The following is a 16,589-nucleotide window of genomic DNA, read 5'->3' as shown; positions in this document are numbered from 1 at the left end:
CAACCGCGACCGTCGTGACGACCGTCCGGCGGGTGGCGGTTTCCGTCGGGATGACCGTCCGGGTGGCTTCCGTCGCGACGACCGTGACGACCGTCTGCGTCGTGATGACCGTCCCTCGGGTGGCTACGGCCGTGACCGGGACGACCGTGGTGGAGACCGTGGTGGCTTCCGCCGCGACGACCGCCCCGCCGGCGGCGGCTTCAACCGCGACCGCGGTGACCGGGGCGGTGACCGTGGTGGCTTCCGTCGTGACGACCGCGGCAGTGACCGTGGTGGCTACCGCCGCGACGACCGGCAGGGCGGCGGTTTCCGTCGCGATGACCGCCGGGACGACCGCCGCGACTACGACGACCGCCGGGGCAACTACGAGCCCGTCAAGCGTCTGCCGGTCCCGGAGGACGTCACCGGCTTCGAGCTGGACGCGGACGTGCGTCAGGAGCTCAAGAGCCTGCCCAAGACCCTCGCGGACGACGTCGCCCGCAACCTGGTGATGGTCGCCCGCCTGCTCGACAGCGAGCCGGAGGAGGCCTACCAGTACTCGCGGGTTGCGCTCCGGCTGGCCTCCCGCGTGGCTGCCGTCCGTGAGGCGGCGGGCTTCGCCTCCTACATGACCCAGCGTTACTCGGAGGCGCTGACCGAGTTCCGCGCCGCCCGTCGGATGACCGGTCGGGCGGACCTGTGGCCCGTGATGGCCGACTGCGAGCGTGGTCTGGGCCGTCCGGAGCGGGCGCTGGCGATGGCCGGCGAGCCCGAGGTGAAGCAGCTGGACAAGGCCGGCCAGGTGGAGATGCGCCTGGTCGCGGCCGGTGCCCGCAGCGACATGGAGCAGTACGACGCCGCCGTGGTGACCCTGCAGAGCCCGGAGCTGGCCTCCAGCGCCGTGCACCCGTGGACCGCGCGCCTGCGGTACGCCTACGCCGAGGCGCTGATCGCGGCCGGTCGTGCCGACGAGTCCCGTGAGTGGTTCGCCAAGGCTGCCGAGGCGGACACCGACGGCGCGACCAATGCCTCGGAGCGGCTCGCCGAGATCGACGGCGTGGGCGAGTTCACCGACGCGCTCGACCCGGAGCTGGCCGAGGACGACACCGAGTCGGCCGAGTCGGCCCCGGCGAAGAAGCGCGGCGGCGACATCGCCGACGACCGCGTGATCTTCGAGGACGAGGAGGACGTCGAGGAGTACTACGACGAGGACGACCTCGAGATCGACGAGGACTTCGACGGCGTGGTGCCCGAGCGCGCCCGCGACGCCGAGGCGGAGACGGTGTCCGCGGACGCCGGGACCGACGAGGCCGAGGACGACGCCAAGAGCGAGGCCAAGAACGAGGACAAGAACGAGGCCAAGGGCTGATCGAGCCCCCTCGGAAAGCACCGTGAGGCCCTGCCGTTCCCCGGGATCCACCGGGAACGGCAGGGCCTCACGCCGTCCGGGCCCCCCGTTGGGGCCCGGCGCGGGGTCAGCCCAGGGCGAGACTGCGCAGCACCAGTCCGGTGGCCGGCTTCGGCCCGAAGGAGGTGGACTTGCGCGGCATGGTGACGCCCTGTTCGGCCAGCCGCCGCACCACGCTCTCCCGGACGGGGTGCAGCAGGACCGCGGTGCCGCCGGTGCGGGCCGCCTCCCGTTCGGCGGCCGCGGCGGTGTGCAGGTAGCCGATGTCGTCCGGGCCGTCCGGGACGTGCCAGGTGTGGTCGAGCAGGGTGGCGTGAAGGACGGTGGCGTCCAGCCGGCGCCACTCCTCGGGCCGGTCGTGCGGCACGGTGGCGTCCAGCAGGGCTTCCTCGGGCTCGCTGAGGATCCAGTAGACGCCGTCGCCGCCGGTCAGCACGAATCCGTTGCCGCCGTGTCGTTTCTGCTCGGCGAGCGCCTGGAGCGCGGCGGGCAGCGGGCCGGGGACCTCCTTGACCTTCCAGTGGTCGCCGAGCCGCTCCAGCGCCTCGGCCACCGGCAGCCGGTAGAGGACGCGGTGGATGGCGCGTACCCGCAGCGGGTAGCGGGCGGTGTCCACCAGGAGCACCAGGCCGCGGTCCCACGGGCTGCGGGGCAGGTGGCGGTGTTCGCGCTGGAGGCGCAGGTACATCTCCCAGCGGTGGTGGCCGTCGGCGATCAGCGCCCGGCAGGTGGCCAGGTCGCGGCCGATCTCGGCGATGTCGGCCTGGTCGGTGACGGCCCACAGGCGGTGGTGGGTGCCGTCGCTGGTGGCGGTGGAGAGCAGCGGCTCGCCCTCGATCGTCCGTTCGATCACGTCGGAGGCGCCGCCGTCGCCGCGGTAGGTGAGCAGCAGGGGTTCCAGGTTGGCCCGGGTGGTGCGCATCAGGCCGACCCGGTCGGCGACCGGCCGCGGCATCACGTCCTCGTGGGGAAGCACGACGCCGACCTCGCGGCCGCTCACCGCGAGCGCGCCGATCAGGCCGCGCTGCAGCAGTTCGGGGGACTCTGCGGTGGCGGGCACCCGCTGCTCGTAGACGTAGATCGCCGGGTCCGGGTCGGCGGCGAGGATCCCCTCGCGCTGCCAGGCGGCGAGCAGTCGCGCGGCGTGCCGGTACCGGGTGTCGCGGTCCGGGCGGTCACCGGCGTCCTCGGGCTCGGGCCGGGGCAGGATCAGCCGGACCACGTTGTGCGGGTCGGCGGTCTCCAGGTCGAGCCGGCGGCCCGGGTCGACGACGTCGTACGGCGGGGACATCACCGCGGCCAGGGCGCCGACCCGGTCGGGGACGTAGCGCAGACCGCGGAAGGGGGACAGGGACAGGCCGGCGGTGGCGACGTGCCCGGGATCGCCGGGGCCGCCCTCGGGAGTCTCGACTCCGTCTTCTGCACTGGGTGTGCTCATTCTGGGCATCGTAACCGGGTACGCGTTGTTGAGAGATCGGAACACCCGTGCCGACCTGTGGGGCGGGTGTGCGACCGAGGGCGAGGTACGGCATGGACGACGGGCGGGAATGCGTGGACGGCGGCGGATCGGCCGGGTCGGGCGGGCCGGTCGACGCCACCGGCGGGGGCACTCCGGCCCAGGACGGCGGATCGGCCGGTGGAGTGCCGCCGCAGAGCCGGTCCGGGGAGCCCGTCGGCGACGTGTACGACTGGTTCCGCCGGGGCGCGCAACTGCTGGCACAGGGCCATCCGGCGGCGGCCGAGCAACTGCTGGCCCGCGCGGCGGAGGCCGAGCCGCACTCGCGCAGCATTCGGGAGGCGCTGGCCAGGGCCCAGTTCGACGCGGGTTCGTACGCGGCGGCGCTGGAGAACTTCCGGGCGGTGGCACTGGCCGATCCGGCGGACGACTACGCTCAGTTCGGGTGGGGGGTCGCGGCGGCCAGACTGGGCGACTTCGAGACCTCCGCCGAACACCTGGCGCTCGCTGTGGCGATGCGGCCGGAGGCCGACCACTACCGGGCGGCCCTGCGGCAGACCCGGGCGACACTGGCGGCGCGCGCCGGGGCGTACGGTCCGCTGCTGCCCGGGGCACCCGGGTACCTGGCGCCGCCGCCCGCCGCGGCGGACCCGGCCGGGGGAGAGCCGGAGGGCGTCGAGGGCGACGCCTGACGGCCGGTGGCGCGGTGCACGACGGAGCACTGCTCCGGCGGAGAGCGGTGCCCGACGGAGCGGTGCCCGACGGAGCAGTGCGACGGAGCAGTGCACCACGGAGCAGTGCACCACGGAGCAGTGAACGAAGCAGTCGATGACGACGCAGCGAACGACGCAGCGATCGACGCAGCGAACGACGCAGTGAATGAGGTAGCGCAGCCATGACCGAGACGGCCACCCCCGTGCGACGGACCGCCCCCGGCGGCAGCGGGCGACCGCTGACCGAGGCCTACGACACGGCACTGCTGGACCTGGACGGCGTGGTCTACGAGGGCGCGCACGCGATCCGCCACGCGGTGGCCGCGCTGGACGACGCCCGGGCGTCCGGGATGCGGCTCGCGTACGTGACCAACAACGCGTCCCGCCCGCCGCGGGTGGTGGCCGAGCACCTGACCGAGCTGGGCGTGCCGACCGAGCCGGCGGACGTGATCAACTCGGCCCAGGCGGCCGCCCGGGTGGTCGCCGAGAAGGTGCCGGCCGGGGCGAAGGTGCTGGTCGTGGGCGGCCTCGGGCTGGAGGAGGCGCTGGCCGAGCGGGGGCTGGTCCCGGTCCGCTCGCTGGCCGAGGAGCCGCTCGCGGTGGTCCAGGGCTTCGACCCCTCGGTGGGCTGGGAGCACCTGGCGGAGGCCTCGTACGCGGTGCAGAGCGGCCTGCCGTGGGTGGCGTCCAACCTGGACCTGACGGTGCCGCGGGCGCGCGGCATCGCGCCGGGCAACGGCACGCTGGTGGCCGCGGTCCGGGCGGCGACCGGGGTCGAGCCGGAGGTGGCGGGCAAGCCGCTGCCGCCGATGCACCGGGAGACCGTGCTGCGCACCGGGGCGAAGCGTCCGCTGGTGGTCGGGGACCGGCTGGACACCGACATCGAGGGTGCGTTCAACGGCGGGGTGGACAGCCTGCTGGTCTTCACCGGGGTGACTACCCCCGAGCTGCTACTGGGGGCCCGGGTCGAGCACCGGCCGACCTACCTGGCGGCCGACCTGCGCGGACTGCTCGTCCCGCACGCCGCGGTGACGCCCGAGACGGGCGGCTTCCGGTGCGGCGGCTGGGTCGCGGTCGCCGAGGGCGGCGCGCTGCGGCTGACCGGCTCCGGCGACCGCTGGGACGGCCTGCGGGCGCTGTGCGCGGCGTCGTGGACGGCGCTGGACGCGAGCGAGGGGCGGCCGGTGGACGGGCGGAAGGCGCTCGCCGAGCTGGGCCTCTGAACGCTTCCGCCGGCCTGTTCCGGGGCCGGGCCGTCACCTCGGTGACCCGTTGCAGTGGGTCACCGAGGTGACGGCCGACCGGGTTCAGAGCAGGGTGCGCAGCCGCAGCAGGTCGCGGAAGCCCGCCTCCAGGCGGACCCGGCCGCTCGCCCAGGCGGAGGCGAAGTTGAGCCGGCCGTCGACCATCGCGACCAGGTCGTCGCTGCTCATGGTGAGCCGGATCTCGGCCTTCCCGACGGGTGCCCCGGGCGCGGCGACCACGTCCTGGATCCGGCCGTCGCGCAGCTGCCCGGTGAAGGTCAGGTCGAGGTCGGTGATCCGGCAGCTGAGCGAGCGGTCGAGGGCCGCGGCCTTGCGCACGTCGCCGGTGGACTCGGCCATGTTCCGGCTGAGCTGCTCCAGCGCCTCCCGGCACTCCTCCGCGTTCGCCATGGCGGTGCCTCCCTCCCCCCGGTCGCTACGGTGCGGACTGCGGGCCACGGTACCTCAGCGGGGTTTTGGCGGTAGCGTCGTCAGTGGGGTGCCCGGAAACGGCCCGGGTACTGAGGGCGACGGAGCGACGCGCGTAGGCGATTGGGAGGCACCCGGATGCTGCCGAGGACGGTTCGGGGAGTGGTGGAGACCGCCGCCGGGGTGGTCGAGGAGGTGGGCAAGCGGGTCGCCGTGACGGCGGCCTCGATCTTGGAGAAGGCCGGGGTCGACGTCACCGAGGTGGAGCGCCGCCTGGGCGGGCAGTTCCCGTCGTCGGCGAAGGCGCTGCAGACGTTGGCGGGGGAGGCGGTCACCGCCGGTCTGGCCGGGGTGGACCTGGCGGTCGGGGTGGCGCGCAACGAGGCGGAGAAGGTCTTCGAGAAGGTCGGCGACCAGGTCACCAAGGTGGGCGTGGTGCTGGCGTACCTGGAGACCAAGCTGCGCGAGGTCGAGGAGGAGGCTCCGGCGGCGGCACCTGCTGAGGAGCCGTACGGTGCGCGGGAGCCGGTGCCGGCGCCGCGGGCGGACGACTTGTTCGGGCGCGGCTGGGAGGACGAGGGCGAGCGGCCGGCCGCTTCGTCGGCGGGGGAGCCGATAGTGACCGAGCGGGTGGAGGTGGACGAACCGGTCGAGGTCGATCCGCCGGTCCCCCCGGTCTCGCTGCTTGCCCCGGCTCCGCAGGGGGAGCCGGAGGCCGGACCGCGGAAGGCTCCGGCGCGCAAGACCGCGGCGGAGAAGAGGACGGCGGAGAGGACGGGGGAGAGGACGGCTGCTCCGGCGGAGAAGAAGACCGCCGCGAAGAAGGCCGCCGCGAAGAAGACGGCGGCCAAGAAGGCCGCCGCGAAGAAGACGGCGGCGAAGAAGACGACGACCGTCAAGAAGACCGCCACCGCCCAGCAGGGCGACGCCGCCGAGCAGGCCCCCGCGCAGCCCAGGACCCCCGCGAAGCGCACGGCGACCAAGCGGACCACCGTCCGCAAGGCCACCAGCACGAGGAAGCCCGATGTCCGAGACGAGTGAACCGACCGCGACCGTCCACGCGGCCACGGTCCTCGACGCCGCCGCGGAGCCGGTCGAGCCGCTCGGCGTCGATCTGCTGCCCACCGGCCACCCCGCGGTGGACGCCGGGCTGGCCCGGCTGGAGGCCCTGGACGGGGTCCCCGCCGAGGCGCACGTCGCGGTGTACGAAGATGTTCACCAGCGGCTAGCCGACACGCTGGCCGCGCTCGACCAGGAATGATCCGTAGGACCCGTAGGAGCTGAAACACCAGTGGCAGTGGCACGACGCCGACTCGACGCGGAGCTGGTCCGCCGCAAGCTGGCCCGGTCGCGTGAGCACGCGTCCGAGCTGATCGCGGCCGGACGGGTGACCGTCGGCGGCACCACCGCGACCAAGCCGGCCACCCAGGTGGAGACCTCGGCGGCGGTCGTGGTGGCCAAGGACGAGAACGACCCCGACTACGTCTCGCGCGGCGGCCACAAGCTGGCCGGGGCGTTCGCCGCCTTCGTTCCGCAGGGCCTGGTGGTCGAGGGCCGCCTGGCCCTGGACGCGGGCGCGTCCACCGGCGGATTCACCGACGTGCTGCTGCGGGCCGGGGCGGCCCGGGTGCTGGCGGTGGACGTCGGGTACGGGCAGCTCGCCTGGTCGCTGCAGAGCGACGAGCGGGTCACCGTGATGGACCGCACCAATGTGCGCGAGCTGACCCCGGAGCTCATCGGCGGCACCTTGGTGGACCTGGTGGTGGGCGACCTGTCGTTCATCTCGCTGGGCCTGGTGCTGCCCGCCCTCGCCTCCTGCGCGGCCGAGGACGCGGACCTGGTGCTGATGGTCAAGCCGCAGTTCGAGATCGGCAAGGAGCGCCTGGGCAGCGGCGGGGTGGTGCGCAGCCCGCAGCTGCGCGCCGAGATGGTGCGCCAGGTGGCCGGGCAGGCGTGGGAGCTCGGGCTGGGCGTGCGCGCCGTCACCGCAAGCCCCCTGCCGGGGCCGTCCGGCAACGTGGAGTACTTCCTGTGGCTGCGGCGGGACGCCCCGCCGCTGGACCCCGCGGAGGCGGACCGGGCCGTGGCGGAGGGGCCCCGATAGGGTGCTCAGCGGACGTCCGGCCCGTCATGCTGTATGGCGGCCGCACCGGGGCCGAGGGGGCCCGGCAGGCGTGAGGGAGAGGGCAGCGGCATGAGCGATGAAGAACGTACGGTCTTCCTGATCGCGCACACCGGCCGGGAGGCGGCGCTGCGCAGCGTCGAGTCGTTGGTGCACGGGCTGCTGAAGGCGGGACTCCGGATCAGACTGCTGGAGGCCGAGGCGGTCGACCTGGACCTGCCCGACGGTGTCGAGAAGGTGGCCGAGGGCCCGGGTGCGGCGGACGGCTGCGAGTTGATCCTGGTGGCCGGCGGGGACGGGACGCTGCTGCGCGGGGCGGAGCTGGCGCGCTCGCACGGCCTGCCGATGCTGGGGATCAACCTGGGGCGGGTGGGCTTCCTCGCCGAGGCGGAGCGGGACGACCTGGCCGTGGTGGTCGAGCGGGTGGTCGACGCGGACTACGAGGTCGAGGAGCGGATGACGATCGACGTCATCGTCCGCACCAACGGCGATGTGGTGCACGAGGACTGGGCGTTGAACGAGGCCTCGATCGAGAAGGCGTCCCGGGAGCGGATGCTGGAGGTGGTGACCGAGGTGGACGGCCGTCCGGTCTCCAACTTCGGCTGCGACGGCGTGGTCTGCGCGACGCCGACCGGCTCCACCGCGTACGCGTTCTCCGGCGGCGGGCCGGTGGTGTGGCCGGAGGTGGAGGCACTGCTGATGGTGCCGATCTCGGCGCACGCGCTGTTCGCCCGGCCGCTGGTGACCTCGCCCGAGTCGGTGCTGGCCGTCGAGGTGCAGCCCAAGACTCCGCACGGCGTGCTCTGGTGCGACGGGCGGCGCTCGGTCGAACTGCCCGCCGGGGCACGGGTGGAGGTCCGCCGCGGGCGGACGCCGGTGCGGCTGGCCAGACTGCACCGGGCGCCGTTCACCGACCGGCTGGTGGCCAAGTTCGCGCTGCCGGTGACGGGTTGGCGCGGCCGGGCGGACCACCACTAGGACGTCTGCCGCCGGAACCGCCCGAACGCGCCGCCGCGGCCGGGCTGTTGGCTGGTCGTCAGACCGCCAGCGGCTGGGCCTCGTCGGGTGTGTCGAGCCGGCCGCCGGTCGCGGTTCGGGCGGCGACCGCGGCGAGGCGTTCGACGGCGGCCGGGACGGTCGCGGCGGGCACGGTGAGCGGGATCCGGATGTGGTGCTCGAACGCGCCGTCGGAGCCGAAGCGGTTGCCCGAGGCGATCCGCACTCCGTCGCGCTCGCCGGTGCGCGCCAGCGCCGCGCCGGACAGGCCGTCGGTGGAGACCCACAGGGCGAGTCCGCCGGTCGGCATCGGGAAGCTCCAGCCGGGCAGGTGCTCGGGGAGGGCCTTGGCGAAGGCGTGCGCGGTGGCCCGCAGTTTGTCGAGCTGGTGGGCCCGTACGGCGGTCAGCGGCTCGCCCAGCAGTTCGGCGGTGATCAGCTGGTCCAGTACCGGGGTGCCGACGTCGCTGTAGACCCGCTCGCCGGCCAGTCGGCGCACCAGCGCGGGCGCGGCCCGCACCCAGCCGATCCGCAGGCCGCCCCAGAACAGCTTCCCGGCCGAGCCGACGGTGACCACCTGGGCGGCCCGGTCCAGTGCCGCCATCGGGCGGGGCAGCGGCGCGGTCTCCGGGACGCCCCAGCCGAGTTCCGCGGTGGTCTCGTCCACCAGCACGATGCTTCCGGCGGCCCGCGCGGCGGCCAGCAGTTCGCGGCGCTGGTCCTCGCCGATCAGTGCGCCGGTCGGGTTGTGGAAGTCGGGGATGAGGTAGGCGAGCCTGGGCGCGGCGCCGCGCAGCACCCGGTGCCACTCGTCCTGGTCCCACCGCGCCGTGGGGTGGTGCGTGTACGGCACGGGGACCAGCCGGGCGCCGGAGAGCCGCAGCGCCTGCAGGGTGTGCGCGTAGCTGGGCGCCTCGACGGCGACCCGGTCGCCGCGGCCGACCAGCACCCGCTGGACCAGGTGCAGTGCGCCCATCGCGCCGGTGGTGATCAGGATCTGGTCGGGCGTGGTCGGCAGCCCGCGCTCGGTGTAGCGGCGGGCGACGGCCTCGCGCAGCACTGGGACGCCGGTGGGGTAGTGGCCGTGGCCGGCGGCGTAGTACGGCAGCTGCTCGACGGCCCGGGCGGCCGCGACGCCGATCCAGGGCTGCGGGGCGGGCAGGGCGGCCACGCCGAGGTCCAGGGTGCGGCCCAGTTCGTCCGGCGGGACGGGGTGCAGGGCGTCGCCGGGTGGCGGGGCGCCCTCGGGCAGGGCGGTCCAGCTGCCGGCGCCGCGACGGCTGCGCAGGTAGCCGTCGCCGCGCAGCGTCTCGTACGCGGTGGCGACGGTGGTGCGGCTCAGCTCCAGGGCGGTGGCCAGTTCGCGTTCGGCGGGCAGCCGGGCGCCGACGGGCAGCCGGCCCTCGGTGACCAGCAGCCGGATCTGCCCGGCCAGGGTGCGGTAGGCGGGGCGCCGGGCGGCGGGCGGTTCCGGGAGCCGGGCGGTGGTGAGCAGCCGGGCCAGCGCGGCAGGGGTGACGGTGGTGTGCCAGTCGGCCATGGCGATCAGTCCAATTGCTCTGGATTGGCCCTGGAGGGGGCTGCTTTGGCCTGGCCATCATGGCAGGGCGGCCATACCGGCCGCCACCCCTCGGGCCACCGGGGGTGCAGCACCACCGCAGGAGCACACTTTGGCCACCACGACCACACCCGCAGTCCGCGTCCTCGGCGACACCCACGGCCTGGGGCGCCGGATCCCGCAGCTGTTCGCCGGTCTCGCCCTGTACGGCGCGAGCATGGCGCTGATGCTCCGCTCCGGCCTCGGCCTCGACCCCTGGGACGTCCTGCACCAGGGCCTGCAGCGCAGCGTCGGCCTGTCGGTCGGTGCCTGGGTGACGATCTGCGGCGCCCTGGTGCTGCTGCTGTGGATACCGCTGCGCCAGCGCCCTGGCCTGGGCACCGTCGCCAACGTGCTGGTGATCGGCGCGGCCATGGACCTCACCCTGCGGTACGTCGGCGGCCCCGGCGCGCTGCCCGCCCGGATCGCCGTGATGGCCGCCGCGATCCTGCTGAACGGCCTGGCCAGCGGCCTCTACATCGGCGCCCGGCTCGGCCCCGGCCCGCGCGACGGCCTGATGACCGGCCTGCACCGGCGCACGGGCCGTTCGCTGCGGCTGATCCGCACCGGAATCGAACTGACCGTGCTGGCCGCCGGCCTGCTGCTCGGGGGCACCGCCGGGGTCGGCACCGTCGCGTACGCGCTGGCCATCGGCCCCCTGGTGCAGTTCTTCCTGCCCTGGTGCACCGCGCCCGAACCCGCGCGAAACGCCCGGAAGGGATGAACTTCGGGGTACGGAGTTGCCGCGCACCGTTGCCGCTCGTCGCGCGCCGGGGGTGGAACCTCGTATGGTCGTCTCCGTGTTGGACGAGATGCGGATACGGGATCTTGGGGTCATCGACGACGCGGTGGTCGAGCTGGCCCCCGGCTTCACCGCCGTGACCGGTGAGACCGGCGCCGGCAAGACCATGGTCGTCACCAGCCTCGGCCTGCTGCTCGGCGGGCGCGCCGACCCGGGCCTGGTGCGCAACGGCACCGGACGCGCCGTCGTCGAGGGCCGACTGGAACTGCCCGCCGACTCCCCGGCGGCCGCGCGCGCCGTCGAGGCCGGGGCCGAACTGGACGACGGCGCGCTGCTGATCAGCCGGACCGTCTCCGCCGAGGGCCGCTCCCGGGCGCACGTCGGCGGGCGGGCGGTCCCGGTCGGGCTGCTCGCCGAACTCGGCGAGGACCTGATCGCGGTGCACGGCCAGACCGACCAGCAGCGCCTGCTGCGCCCGGCCCGCCAGCGCGGCGCGCTGGACCGGTACGCGGGCGAGGCGGTGGCCGAGCCGCTGGCCCGCTACCGGGAGACCTACCGCGCCCTGCGCGAGGTCTCGGCGACCCTGGAGGAACTGACCACCCGGGCCCGCGAGCGCGCCCAGGAAGCCGACCTGCTGCGCTTCGGCCTGGACGAGATCGCCGCCGCGGAGCCGGTGGCCGGCGAGGACGCCGAGCTCGCCGCCGAGGCCGAACGGCTCGGCCACGCCGACGCGCTGTCCTCCGCCGCGACCCTGGCCCACGCCGCCCTGGCCGGCGACCCGGCCGACCCGGAGGCGCTGGACGCCGGCACCCTGCTCGCGCAGTCCCGCCGCGCCCTGGAGGCCGTGCGCCACCACGACGAGCGGCTGGCCGCCCTCGCCGACCGGCTCAACGAGGTCGGCTACCTGCTCGCAGACGTGGCCGGTGACCTGGCCGGCTACGCGGACGACCTGGACGCCGACCCGGTGCGCCTGGCCGCCGTCGAGGACCGCCGGGCCGTGCTGGCCCAACTGCTGCGCAAGTACGGCGGCGAGGACAACACCCTCGCCGAGGTGATCGCCTGGGCCGAGGCGGGCGCCGTCCGGCTCGCCGAACTCGACGGCGACGACGACCGGATCGACGAACTCGGCGCCCGGGAGACCGAGCTGCGCGCCGAGCTGGCCGAACTCGCGGCCGAGGTGTCGGCCGCCCGGCGGGCCGCGGCCGGGCGCTTCGCCGAGGCCGTCTCCGCCGAGCTCGCCGAACTGGCCATGCCGCACGCCCGGGTGACCTTCGCGATCAGCCAGGTCGACGACCTGGGCGGGATCGAGGTCGACGGACGCACCGTCGCCTACGGCCCGCACGGCGTGGACGAGGTCGAGGTGCTGCTCGCCCCGCACCCGGGCGCCCAGCCCCGCCCGATCGCCAAGGGCGCCTCCGGCGGTGAGCTGTCCCGCGTGATGCTCGCCGTCGAGGTGGTCTTCGCCGGCGCGGACCCCGTCCCGACCTACCTGTTCGACGAGGTGGACGCGGGCGTCGGCGGCAAGGCCGCGGTCGAGATCGGCCGCCGGCTGGCCAAACTGGCCGAGTCCGCCCAGGTCGTGGTGGTCACCCACCTCCCGCAGGTCGCCGCGTTCGCGGACCGGCACCTGGTGGTGGAGAAGACCAACGACGGCACCGTGACCCGCAGCGGCGTCAAGGTGCTGAACGACGAGGAGCGGGTGCGCGAACTCTCCCGGATGCTGGCCGGCCTGGAGGACTCGGAGCTGGGCCGCGCCCACGCCGAGGAACTGCTGGCCGCCGCCCGGGCCCCGCGCCACCGCTAGCCGCGGACGGCGGCCCCGAGGACCGTCGGCGACGCGCCCCGGGTGCCGCCGACTGTCCAAGAGGGCCGCCGACCTGGCATGGTGGCCGCTGGACACTGGCTTCCCAGCCCCGAGCGCCGCCGGGCGGGCAATCCCCGCGAAGGCGGCGCGCGAAACTGATCGAGTCGGATGCGAGACGACGTGGACCATTCCGCTGCCCGGGCCACCGCGGCCGCCCCGGAACCGGGGCAGCTGCACGTGGTACTCGTCCTGGCCGCCAGCACCGGCGGCATCGGTGCGCACGTGCGCTCCCTGGCCCACGGCCTGGTCGCGCACGGGGTGATCGTGACGGTCTGCGCCCCGGCCGGCACGGACGCCCTGTTCGGCTTCTCCCGCACGGGCGCCCGGTTCCACACCGTCGACATCACCCCCACCGCGGGCGCCCGCAGTGATGCCACCGCGATCGGTGAGCTGCGCCGCGCCTTCACCGGCGCCGACGTGGTGCACGCCCACGGGCTGCGTGCCGGGCTGCTCTCCGACCTCGCGCTGCGCACCGCCGGCCGCTTCCCGGGCCTGCGCCCGGAGACCCCGCTGGTGGTCACCTCGCACCACGCGCTGCTGGCCACCGGCATGGAGCGCCGGCTGCAGCGGCTGATGGAGCGCCGGGTCGCGCGCGCCGCGGACCTGGTCCTCGGGGCCTCCTCCGACCTGGTCGCCCGGGCCCGTGAGCTGGGTGCCACCGACGCCCGGCTGGGCCCGGTGGCTGCCCCGCCGATGCCCGAGGGCCGGCTCGACCGGGCCGGGGCGCGGGCCGAGCTGCTCGGCGGCGGACCGGACCGCCCGCTGGTGCTGGCGGTCGGCCGGCTCGTTCCGCAGAAGGCCTTCGGGCTACTGCTGGACGCCACCCGCGAGTTCGCCGCGCTGGACCCGGAGCCGCTGGTGCTGCTCGCCGGGGACGGCCCGGAGGCGGGCGCGCTGCGCGAGCGGGTGACCGCCGAGAAGCTGCCGGTGCGGCTGCTCGGCTACCGCACCGACGTGCCGGACCTGCTGGCCGCCGCCGACGTGGTCGTCGTCCCCAGCCGCTGGGAGGCCCGTTCGCTGGTGGTGCAGGAGGCGATGCGGGCCGGCGTGCCGGTGGTCGCCACCGCCGTCGGCGGCATCCCCGAACTCGTCGGGGACGCCGCCGTCCTGGTGCCGTCGGGGGATCCGGCGGCGATCGGCGCCGCGGTGCGCGCGCTGCTGGCCGACCCGGACCGGCGCGAACGGCTGGTGGCGGCGGGCCGGCAGCAGGCCGAGACCTGGCCGGACGAGGCCGCCACCGTCGCCCAGGTGCTCAGCACCTACGACGAGCTGGTCCAGCGGGCGTAGGGCCCGTCCGGTCGGCCCGTCAGACGGTCGCCTGCTCGACCCGGTCGCCGGCCAGGCCGTCCGGCTGGGCCGACAGGTAGGCGGCGCCGCAGGCGGTCAGCCGCAGGGCGGTGTCGATCAGCGGCACGTGGCTGAAGGCCTGCGGGAAGTTGCCGACCTGGCGCTTGAGCCGCGGGTCCCACTCCTCGGCGAGCAGCCCGAGGTCGTTGCGCAGCGAGAGCAGCCGGTCGAACAGGTCGCGGGCCTCCTGCACCCGGCCGATCATGGCGAGGTCGTCGGCCAGCCAGAACGAGCAGGCCAGGAAGGCGCCCTCGTGGCCGGAGAGGCCGTCGACGTTGTTGCCGGACTCGTCGTGGGTGGGGTAGCGCAGCACGAAGCCGTCCTCGGTGGACAGTTCGCGCTGGATGGCCTCGATGGTGCCGATGACGCGCTTGTCGTCCGGCGGCAGGAAGCCGACCTGGGGGATGAGCAGCAGCGAGGCGTCCAGCTCGGTGCCGCCGTAGTACTGGGTGAAGGTGTTGCGCTCCGGGTCGTAGCCCTTCTCGCAGACGTCCCGGTGGATGGTGTCGCGCAGTTCGCGCCAGCGCTCCAGGTGGCCGTCGGCGGGCGCGTCCTCGGGGGTCTGCTCCAGCAGCTTGATGGTGCGGTCGACGGCGACCCAGGCCATCACCTTGGAGTGGACGAAGTGCCGGCGCGGGCCGCGGACCTCCCAGATGCCCTCGTCCGGGTTCTGCCAGTGGTCCTCCAGGTACTCGATCAGGCGCAGCTGGAGGTGGTGGGCGTGGTCGTTGCGGACCAGGCCGGTCATGTGGGCCAGGTGCAGGGCCTCCACCACCTCGCCGTAGACGTCGAGTTGGAGCTGCCCGGCGGCGCCGTTGCCGATCCGGACGGGCTGCGAGCCCTCGTAGCCGGGCAGCCAGTCCAGCGAGGACTCGGTGAGCTCGCGCTCGCCGGCGATGCCGTACATGATCTGCAGGTTCTCCGGGTCGCCGGCGACGGCCCGCAGCAGCCACTCGCGCCAGGCGCGGGCCTCCTCGCGGTAGCCGGTGCGCAGCAGGGAGGAGAGGGTGATCGCGGCGTCGCGCAGCCAGGTGTAGCGGTAGTCCCAGTTGCGCTCGCCGCCGATGTCCTCGGGCAGTGAGGTGGTGGGGGCGGCGACGATGCCGCCGGTGGGGGCGTAGGTGAGGCCCTTGAGGGTGATCAGGGAGCGGATCACGGCCTCGCGGTAGGGGCCCTGGTAGGTGCACTGGTCGGCCCACTCGTGCCAGAAGTCGGCGGTGGCGTCGAGCATCTCCTCGGCGTCCGGGGCCTTCGGCGGGTCGAGGTGGGAGGCCTGCCAGGTGAGCGCGAAGGCGATCCGCTCGCCGGCGGTGACGGTGAAGTCGGCGTAGGTGGTGAGGTTGCGGCCGTAGGTCTCCGAGACGCCGTCCAGCCAGACCGAGTCAGGCCCGGCCATGGCGACGGTGCGGTGGGTGCCGTCGGCCTGCTCGACGCGGTGCACCCAGGGCACCACCCGGCCGTACGAGAAGCGCATCCGCACGGCCGAGCGCATCCGGACGGTGCCGGACACGCCCTCGACGATCCGGATCACCTGGGGGACGGCGTCCTTGCCGGCCAGCGGGCGCGGCGGCATGAAGTCGATCACCCGGACGGTGCCGCCCTGGGTGTCCCACTCCTGCTCCAGGATCAGCGAGTCGCCCCGGTAGCGGCGGCGGTCGGCGGGCAGGGCGGGTGCGGCGGCGGTGGGCGGGGGCACCCGCAGGTCGGCGGTGTCGGCGATCCGGATCCGGCCCGGGGCGGGGGTGGGAGCGGGAGTGGGGGCGGTGACGGCGGCGGCGGGGGCGGGGACCTCGGTCAGGACGGCTTCGGCCGGGCCGATCCGCCAGAAGCCGTGTTCATCGGTGCCGAGCAGGCCGGCGAACACGGCCGGCGAGTCGAAGCGGGGCAGGCAGAGCCAGTCCACCGCCCCGTCCCTGCTGACCAGGGCAGCGGTCTGCATGTCCCCGATGAGTGCGTAGTCCTCGATACGGCCGGCCACGTGGATCTCCAGTTCGCAATGTGGTCAGGGCATCGGCGAGCGGAGGGAGCGAGCGGTCTGCGGGGCCGGGGGTCCACCCCGGGACGTCCGGTCTGCCGGGGGGTGGTGGCAGTCCTTGCTGGAGTGTCCGCGCGGGGCTCGGTCGAGCCCCTGGAGTGGGTGGGGAGGAGCTGGAATACGGGGAGGTCCGGTCGCGCATCGGGGACCGGGAGTGTCCTGACCCTCCCACGCCCTCCGCGTGCTCGTGCTGTCGGCGATGCGTCCGAGCAGCTTACGACGGACGAAAGGGGCGAAGCACGCGGGCGCAGCCCGGTGTGGCGCCGCAATTCGGCGGAAATGCCGTGCATCGCGGGTGCGCGACGAAGGATGGTCCGGAAGGATCACCTCCGGGTGGCCTGTCCGGAGGGGGCGGAGTGACCCGGACGGAAACCGCCGGCTGGCCCGGTCCGGTGGGTCGTGCGACCGGTGTGACGCGTGCGGCGGATGGTGCGCCGGTGGTGCGCCGGGCGCGCGCTCCCGGTGTGGCGCGCGCGGCCCGAACGGCGTCCCGGTCGGGGCACTGTTACCCTGGTATCCCGTGGACCGGCGGGATCAAACGCCCCGGACCAGCCGAACCGGCGACCCTTCGAGCACGGTGCCCCGCACCCGACTCCGTCGCCCGGCGAACCCCGAGCCTCCCGCCCACGTCACCTCCGACACGCGACCCACGGGAGC

Annotated in this window: 14 protein-coding genes; 10 read left to right on the top strand and 4 right to left on the bottom strand. The window is 74.8% G+C overall.

Going from position 1 to position 16,589, the window contains the following annotated elements; genetic code table 11:
* Window positions 1-382: 382 nt before the first annotated feature.
* Window positions 383-1,348 carry a tetratricopeptide repeat protein gene (locus ACZ6Y7_RS32405; protein ID WP_465761505.1) on the top strand — a complete coding sequence of 322 codons (966 nt, stop codon included), beginning with the start codon at window positions 383-385 and terminating at the stop codon, window positions 1,346-1,348.
* Window positions 1,349-1,454: 106 nt separating this feature from the next.
* Here the strand turns inward: ACZ6Y7_RS32405 and ACZ6Y7_RS32400 are convergent, their stop codons facing one another.
* Window positions 1,455-2,825, bottom strand: a complete 1,371-nt coding sequence (locus ACZ6Y7_RS32400; RefSeq protein WP_465761498.1) for a DUF1015 family protein — start codon at window positions 2,823-2,825, stop codon at window positions 1,455-1,457.
* 92 nt (window positions 2,826-2,917) lie between these two features.
* Between ACZ6Y7_RS32400 and ACZ6Y7_RS32395 the strand changes: the two genes are divergently transcribed.
* A complete protein-coding gene (locus ACZ6Y7_RS32395) occupies window positions 2,918-3,535 on the top strand; it encodes a tetratricopeptide repeat protein (protein ID WP_465761497.1) in 618 nt (205 codons plus the stop codon).
* A gap of 203 nt (window positions 3,536-3,738) precedes the next feature.
* Window positions 3,739-4,779, top strand: a complete 1,041-nt coding sequence (locus ACZ6Y7_RS32390) for an HAD-IIA family hydrolase (protein WP_465761496.1) — start codon at window positions 3,739-3,741, stop codon at window positions 4,777-4,779.
* Between the two features lie 84 nt (window positions 4,780-4,863).
* Here ACZ6Y7_RS32390 and ACZ6Y7_RS32385 read toward each other — a convergent pair whose 3' ends face one another.
* Window positions 4,864-5,211: an SCP2 sterol-binding domain-containing protein gene (locus ACZ6Y7_RS32385; protein WP_465761495.1), complete on the bottom strand. Its 348-nt coding sequence runs from the start codon at window positions 5,209-5,211 to the stop codon at window positions 4,864-4,866.
* A gap of 180 nt (window positions 5,212-5,391) precedes the next feature.
* On the opposite strand from ACZ6Y7_RS32385, the gene ACZ6Y7_RS32380 reads away from it, so the two are divergent.
* The 4 genes from ACZ6Y7_RS32380 to ACZ6Y7_RS32365 all read left to right on the top strand — a co-directional run bounded on the left by ACZ6Y7_RS32380 (window position 5,392) and on the right by ACZ6Y7_RS32365 (window position 8,329).
* The gene (locus ACZ6Y7_RS32380) at window positions 5,392-6,270 is read left to right on the top strand and encodes a hypothetical protein (protein ID WP_465761494.1); all 879 of its coding nucleotides are present in this window, start codon (window positions 5,392-5,394) and stop codon (window positions 6,268-6,270) included.
* On the top strand, window positions 6,254-6,490 hold the full coding sequence (locus ACZ6Y7_RS32375; protein WP_465761493.1) for a hypothetical protein: 237 nt from the start codon (window positions 6,254-6,256) through the stop codon (window positions 6,488-6,490). Before ACZ6Y7_RS32380 ends, ACZ6Y7_RS32375 begins: the two co-directional genes overlap by 17 nt.
* Window positions 6,491-6,526: 36 nt before the next feature.
* On the top strand, window positions 6,527-7,333 hold the full coding sequence (locus ACZ6Y7_RS32370; RefSeq protein ID WP_465761504.1) for a TlyA family RNA methyltransferase: 807 nt from the start codon (window positions 6,527-6,529) through the stop codon (window positions 7,331-7,333).
* 90 nt (window positions 7,334-7,423) lie between these two features.
* A complete protein-coding gene (locus ACZ6Y7_RS32365) occupies window positions 7,424-8,329 on the top strand; it encodes an NAD kinase (protein ID WP_402209193.1) in 906 nt (301 codons plus the stop codon).
* Between the two features lie 58 nt (window positions 8,330-8,387).
* Here the strand turns inward: ACZ6Y7_RS32365 and yczR are convergent, their stop codons facing one another.
* Complete coding sequence (gene yczR, locus ACZ6Y7_RS32360) at window positions 8,388-9,887, bottom strand: MocR-like transcription factor YczR (protein ID WP_465761492.1); 1,500 nt, start codon at window positions 9,885-9,887, stop codon at window positions 8,388-8,390.
* 130 nt (window positions 9,888-10,017) lie between these two features.
* Here yczR and yczE point away from each other — a divergent pair, with 130 nt between their 5' ends.
* The 3 genes from yczE (at window position 10,018) to ACZ6Y7_RS32345 (ending at window position 13,837) form a co-directional block, all read left to right on the top strand.
* Window positions 10,018-10,668, top strand: coding sequence for a membrane protein YczE (gene yczE / locus ACZ6Y7_RS32355; RefSeq protein ID WP_465761491.1), 651 nt, complete (start codon window positions 10,018-10,020; stop codon window positions 10,666-10,668).
* A gap of 64 nt (window positions 10,669-10,732) precedes the next feature.
* Complete coding sequence (gene recN / locus ACZ6Y7_RS32350) at window positions 10,733-12,490, top strand: DNA repair protein RecN (protein WP_465761490.1); 1,758 nt, start codon at window positions 10,733-10,735, stop codon at window positions 12,488-12,490.
* Window positions 12,491-12,670: 180 nt separating this feature from the next.
* Entirely contained in the window at window positions 12,671-13,837 is a 1,167-nt protein-coding gene (locus ACZ6Y7_RS32345) for a glycosyltransferase family 4 protein (protein ID WP_465761489.1), read from the top strand.
* Window positions 13,838-13,856: 19 nt separating this feature from the next.
* Here the strand turns inward: ACZ6Y7_RS32345 and ACZ6Y7_RS32340 are convergent, their stop codons facing one another.
* The gene (locus ACZ6Y7_RS32340) at window positions 13,857-15,875 is read right to left on the bottom strand and encodes a glycoside hydrolase family 15 protein (RefSeq protein ID WP_465761488.1); all 2,019 of its coding nucleotides are present in this window, start codon (window positions 15,873-15,875) and stop codon (window positions 13,857-13,859) included.
* Between the last annotated feature and the right edge of the window lie 714 nt (window positions 15,876-16,589).

This window comes from Kitasatospora sp. NPDC053308, assembly GCF_055585785.1.
The sequence above is the reverse complement of the archived record's forward strand: the minus strand, read 5'-3'. Positions and strand labels throughout refer to the sequence as shown.

Coding starts and splice junctions, on each gene's coding strand:
- ACZ6Y7_RS32400 (WP_465761498.1), bottom strand. CDS start 2,825: ATGAGCACACCCAGTGCAGAAGACGGAGTCGAGACTCCCGAGGGCGGC.
- ACZ6Y7_RS32375 (WP_465761493.1), top strand. CDS start 6,254: ATGTCCGAGACGAGTGAACCGACCGCGACCGTCCACGCGGCCACGGTC.
- ACZ6Y7_RS32385 (WP_465761495.1), bottom strand. CDS start 5,211: ATGGCGAACGCGGAGGAGTGCCGGGAGGCGCTGGAGCAGCTCAGCCGG.
- ACZ6Y7_RS32390 (WP_465761496.1), top strand. CDS start 3,739: ATGACCGAGACGGCCACCCCCGTGCGACGGACCGCCCCCGGCGGCAGC.
- ACZ6Y7_RS32395 (WP_465761497.1), top strand. CDS start 2,918: ATGGACGACGGGCGGGAATGCGTGGACGGCGGCGGATCGGCCGGGTCG.
- recN (WP_465761490.1), top strand. CDS start 10,733: ATGGTCGTCTCCGTGTTGGACGAGATGCGGATACGGGATCTTGGGGTC.
- yczR (WP_465761492.1), bottom strand. CDS start 9,887: ATGGCCGACTGGCACACCACCGTCACCCCTGCCGCGCTGGCCCGGCTG.
- ACZ6Y7_RS32365 (WP_402209193.1), top strand. CDS start 7,424: ATGAGCGATGAAGAACGTACGGTCTTCCTGATCGCGCACACCGGCCGG.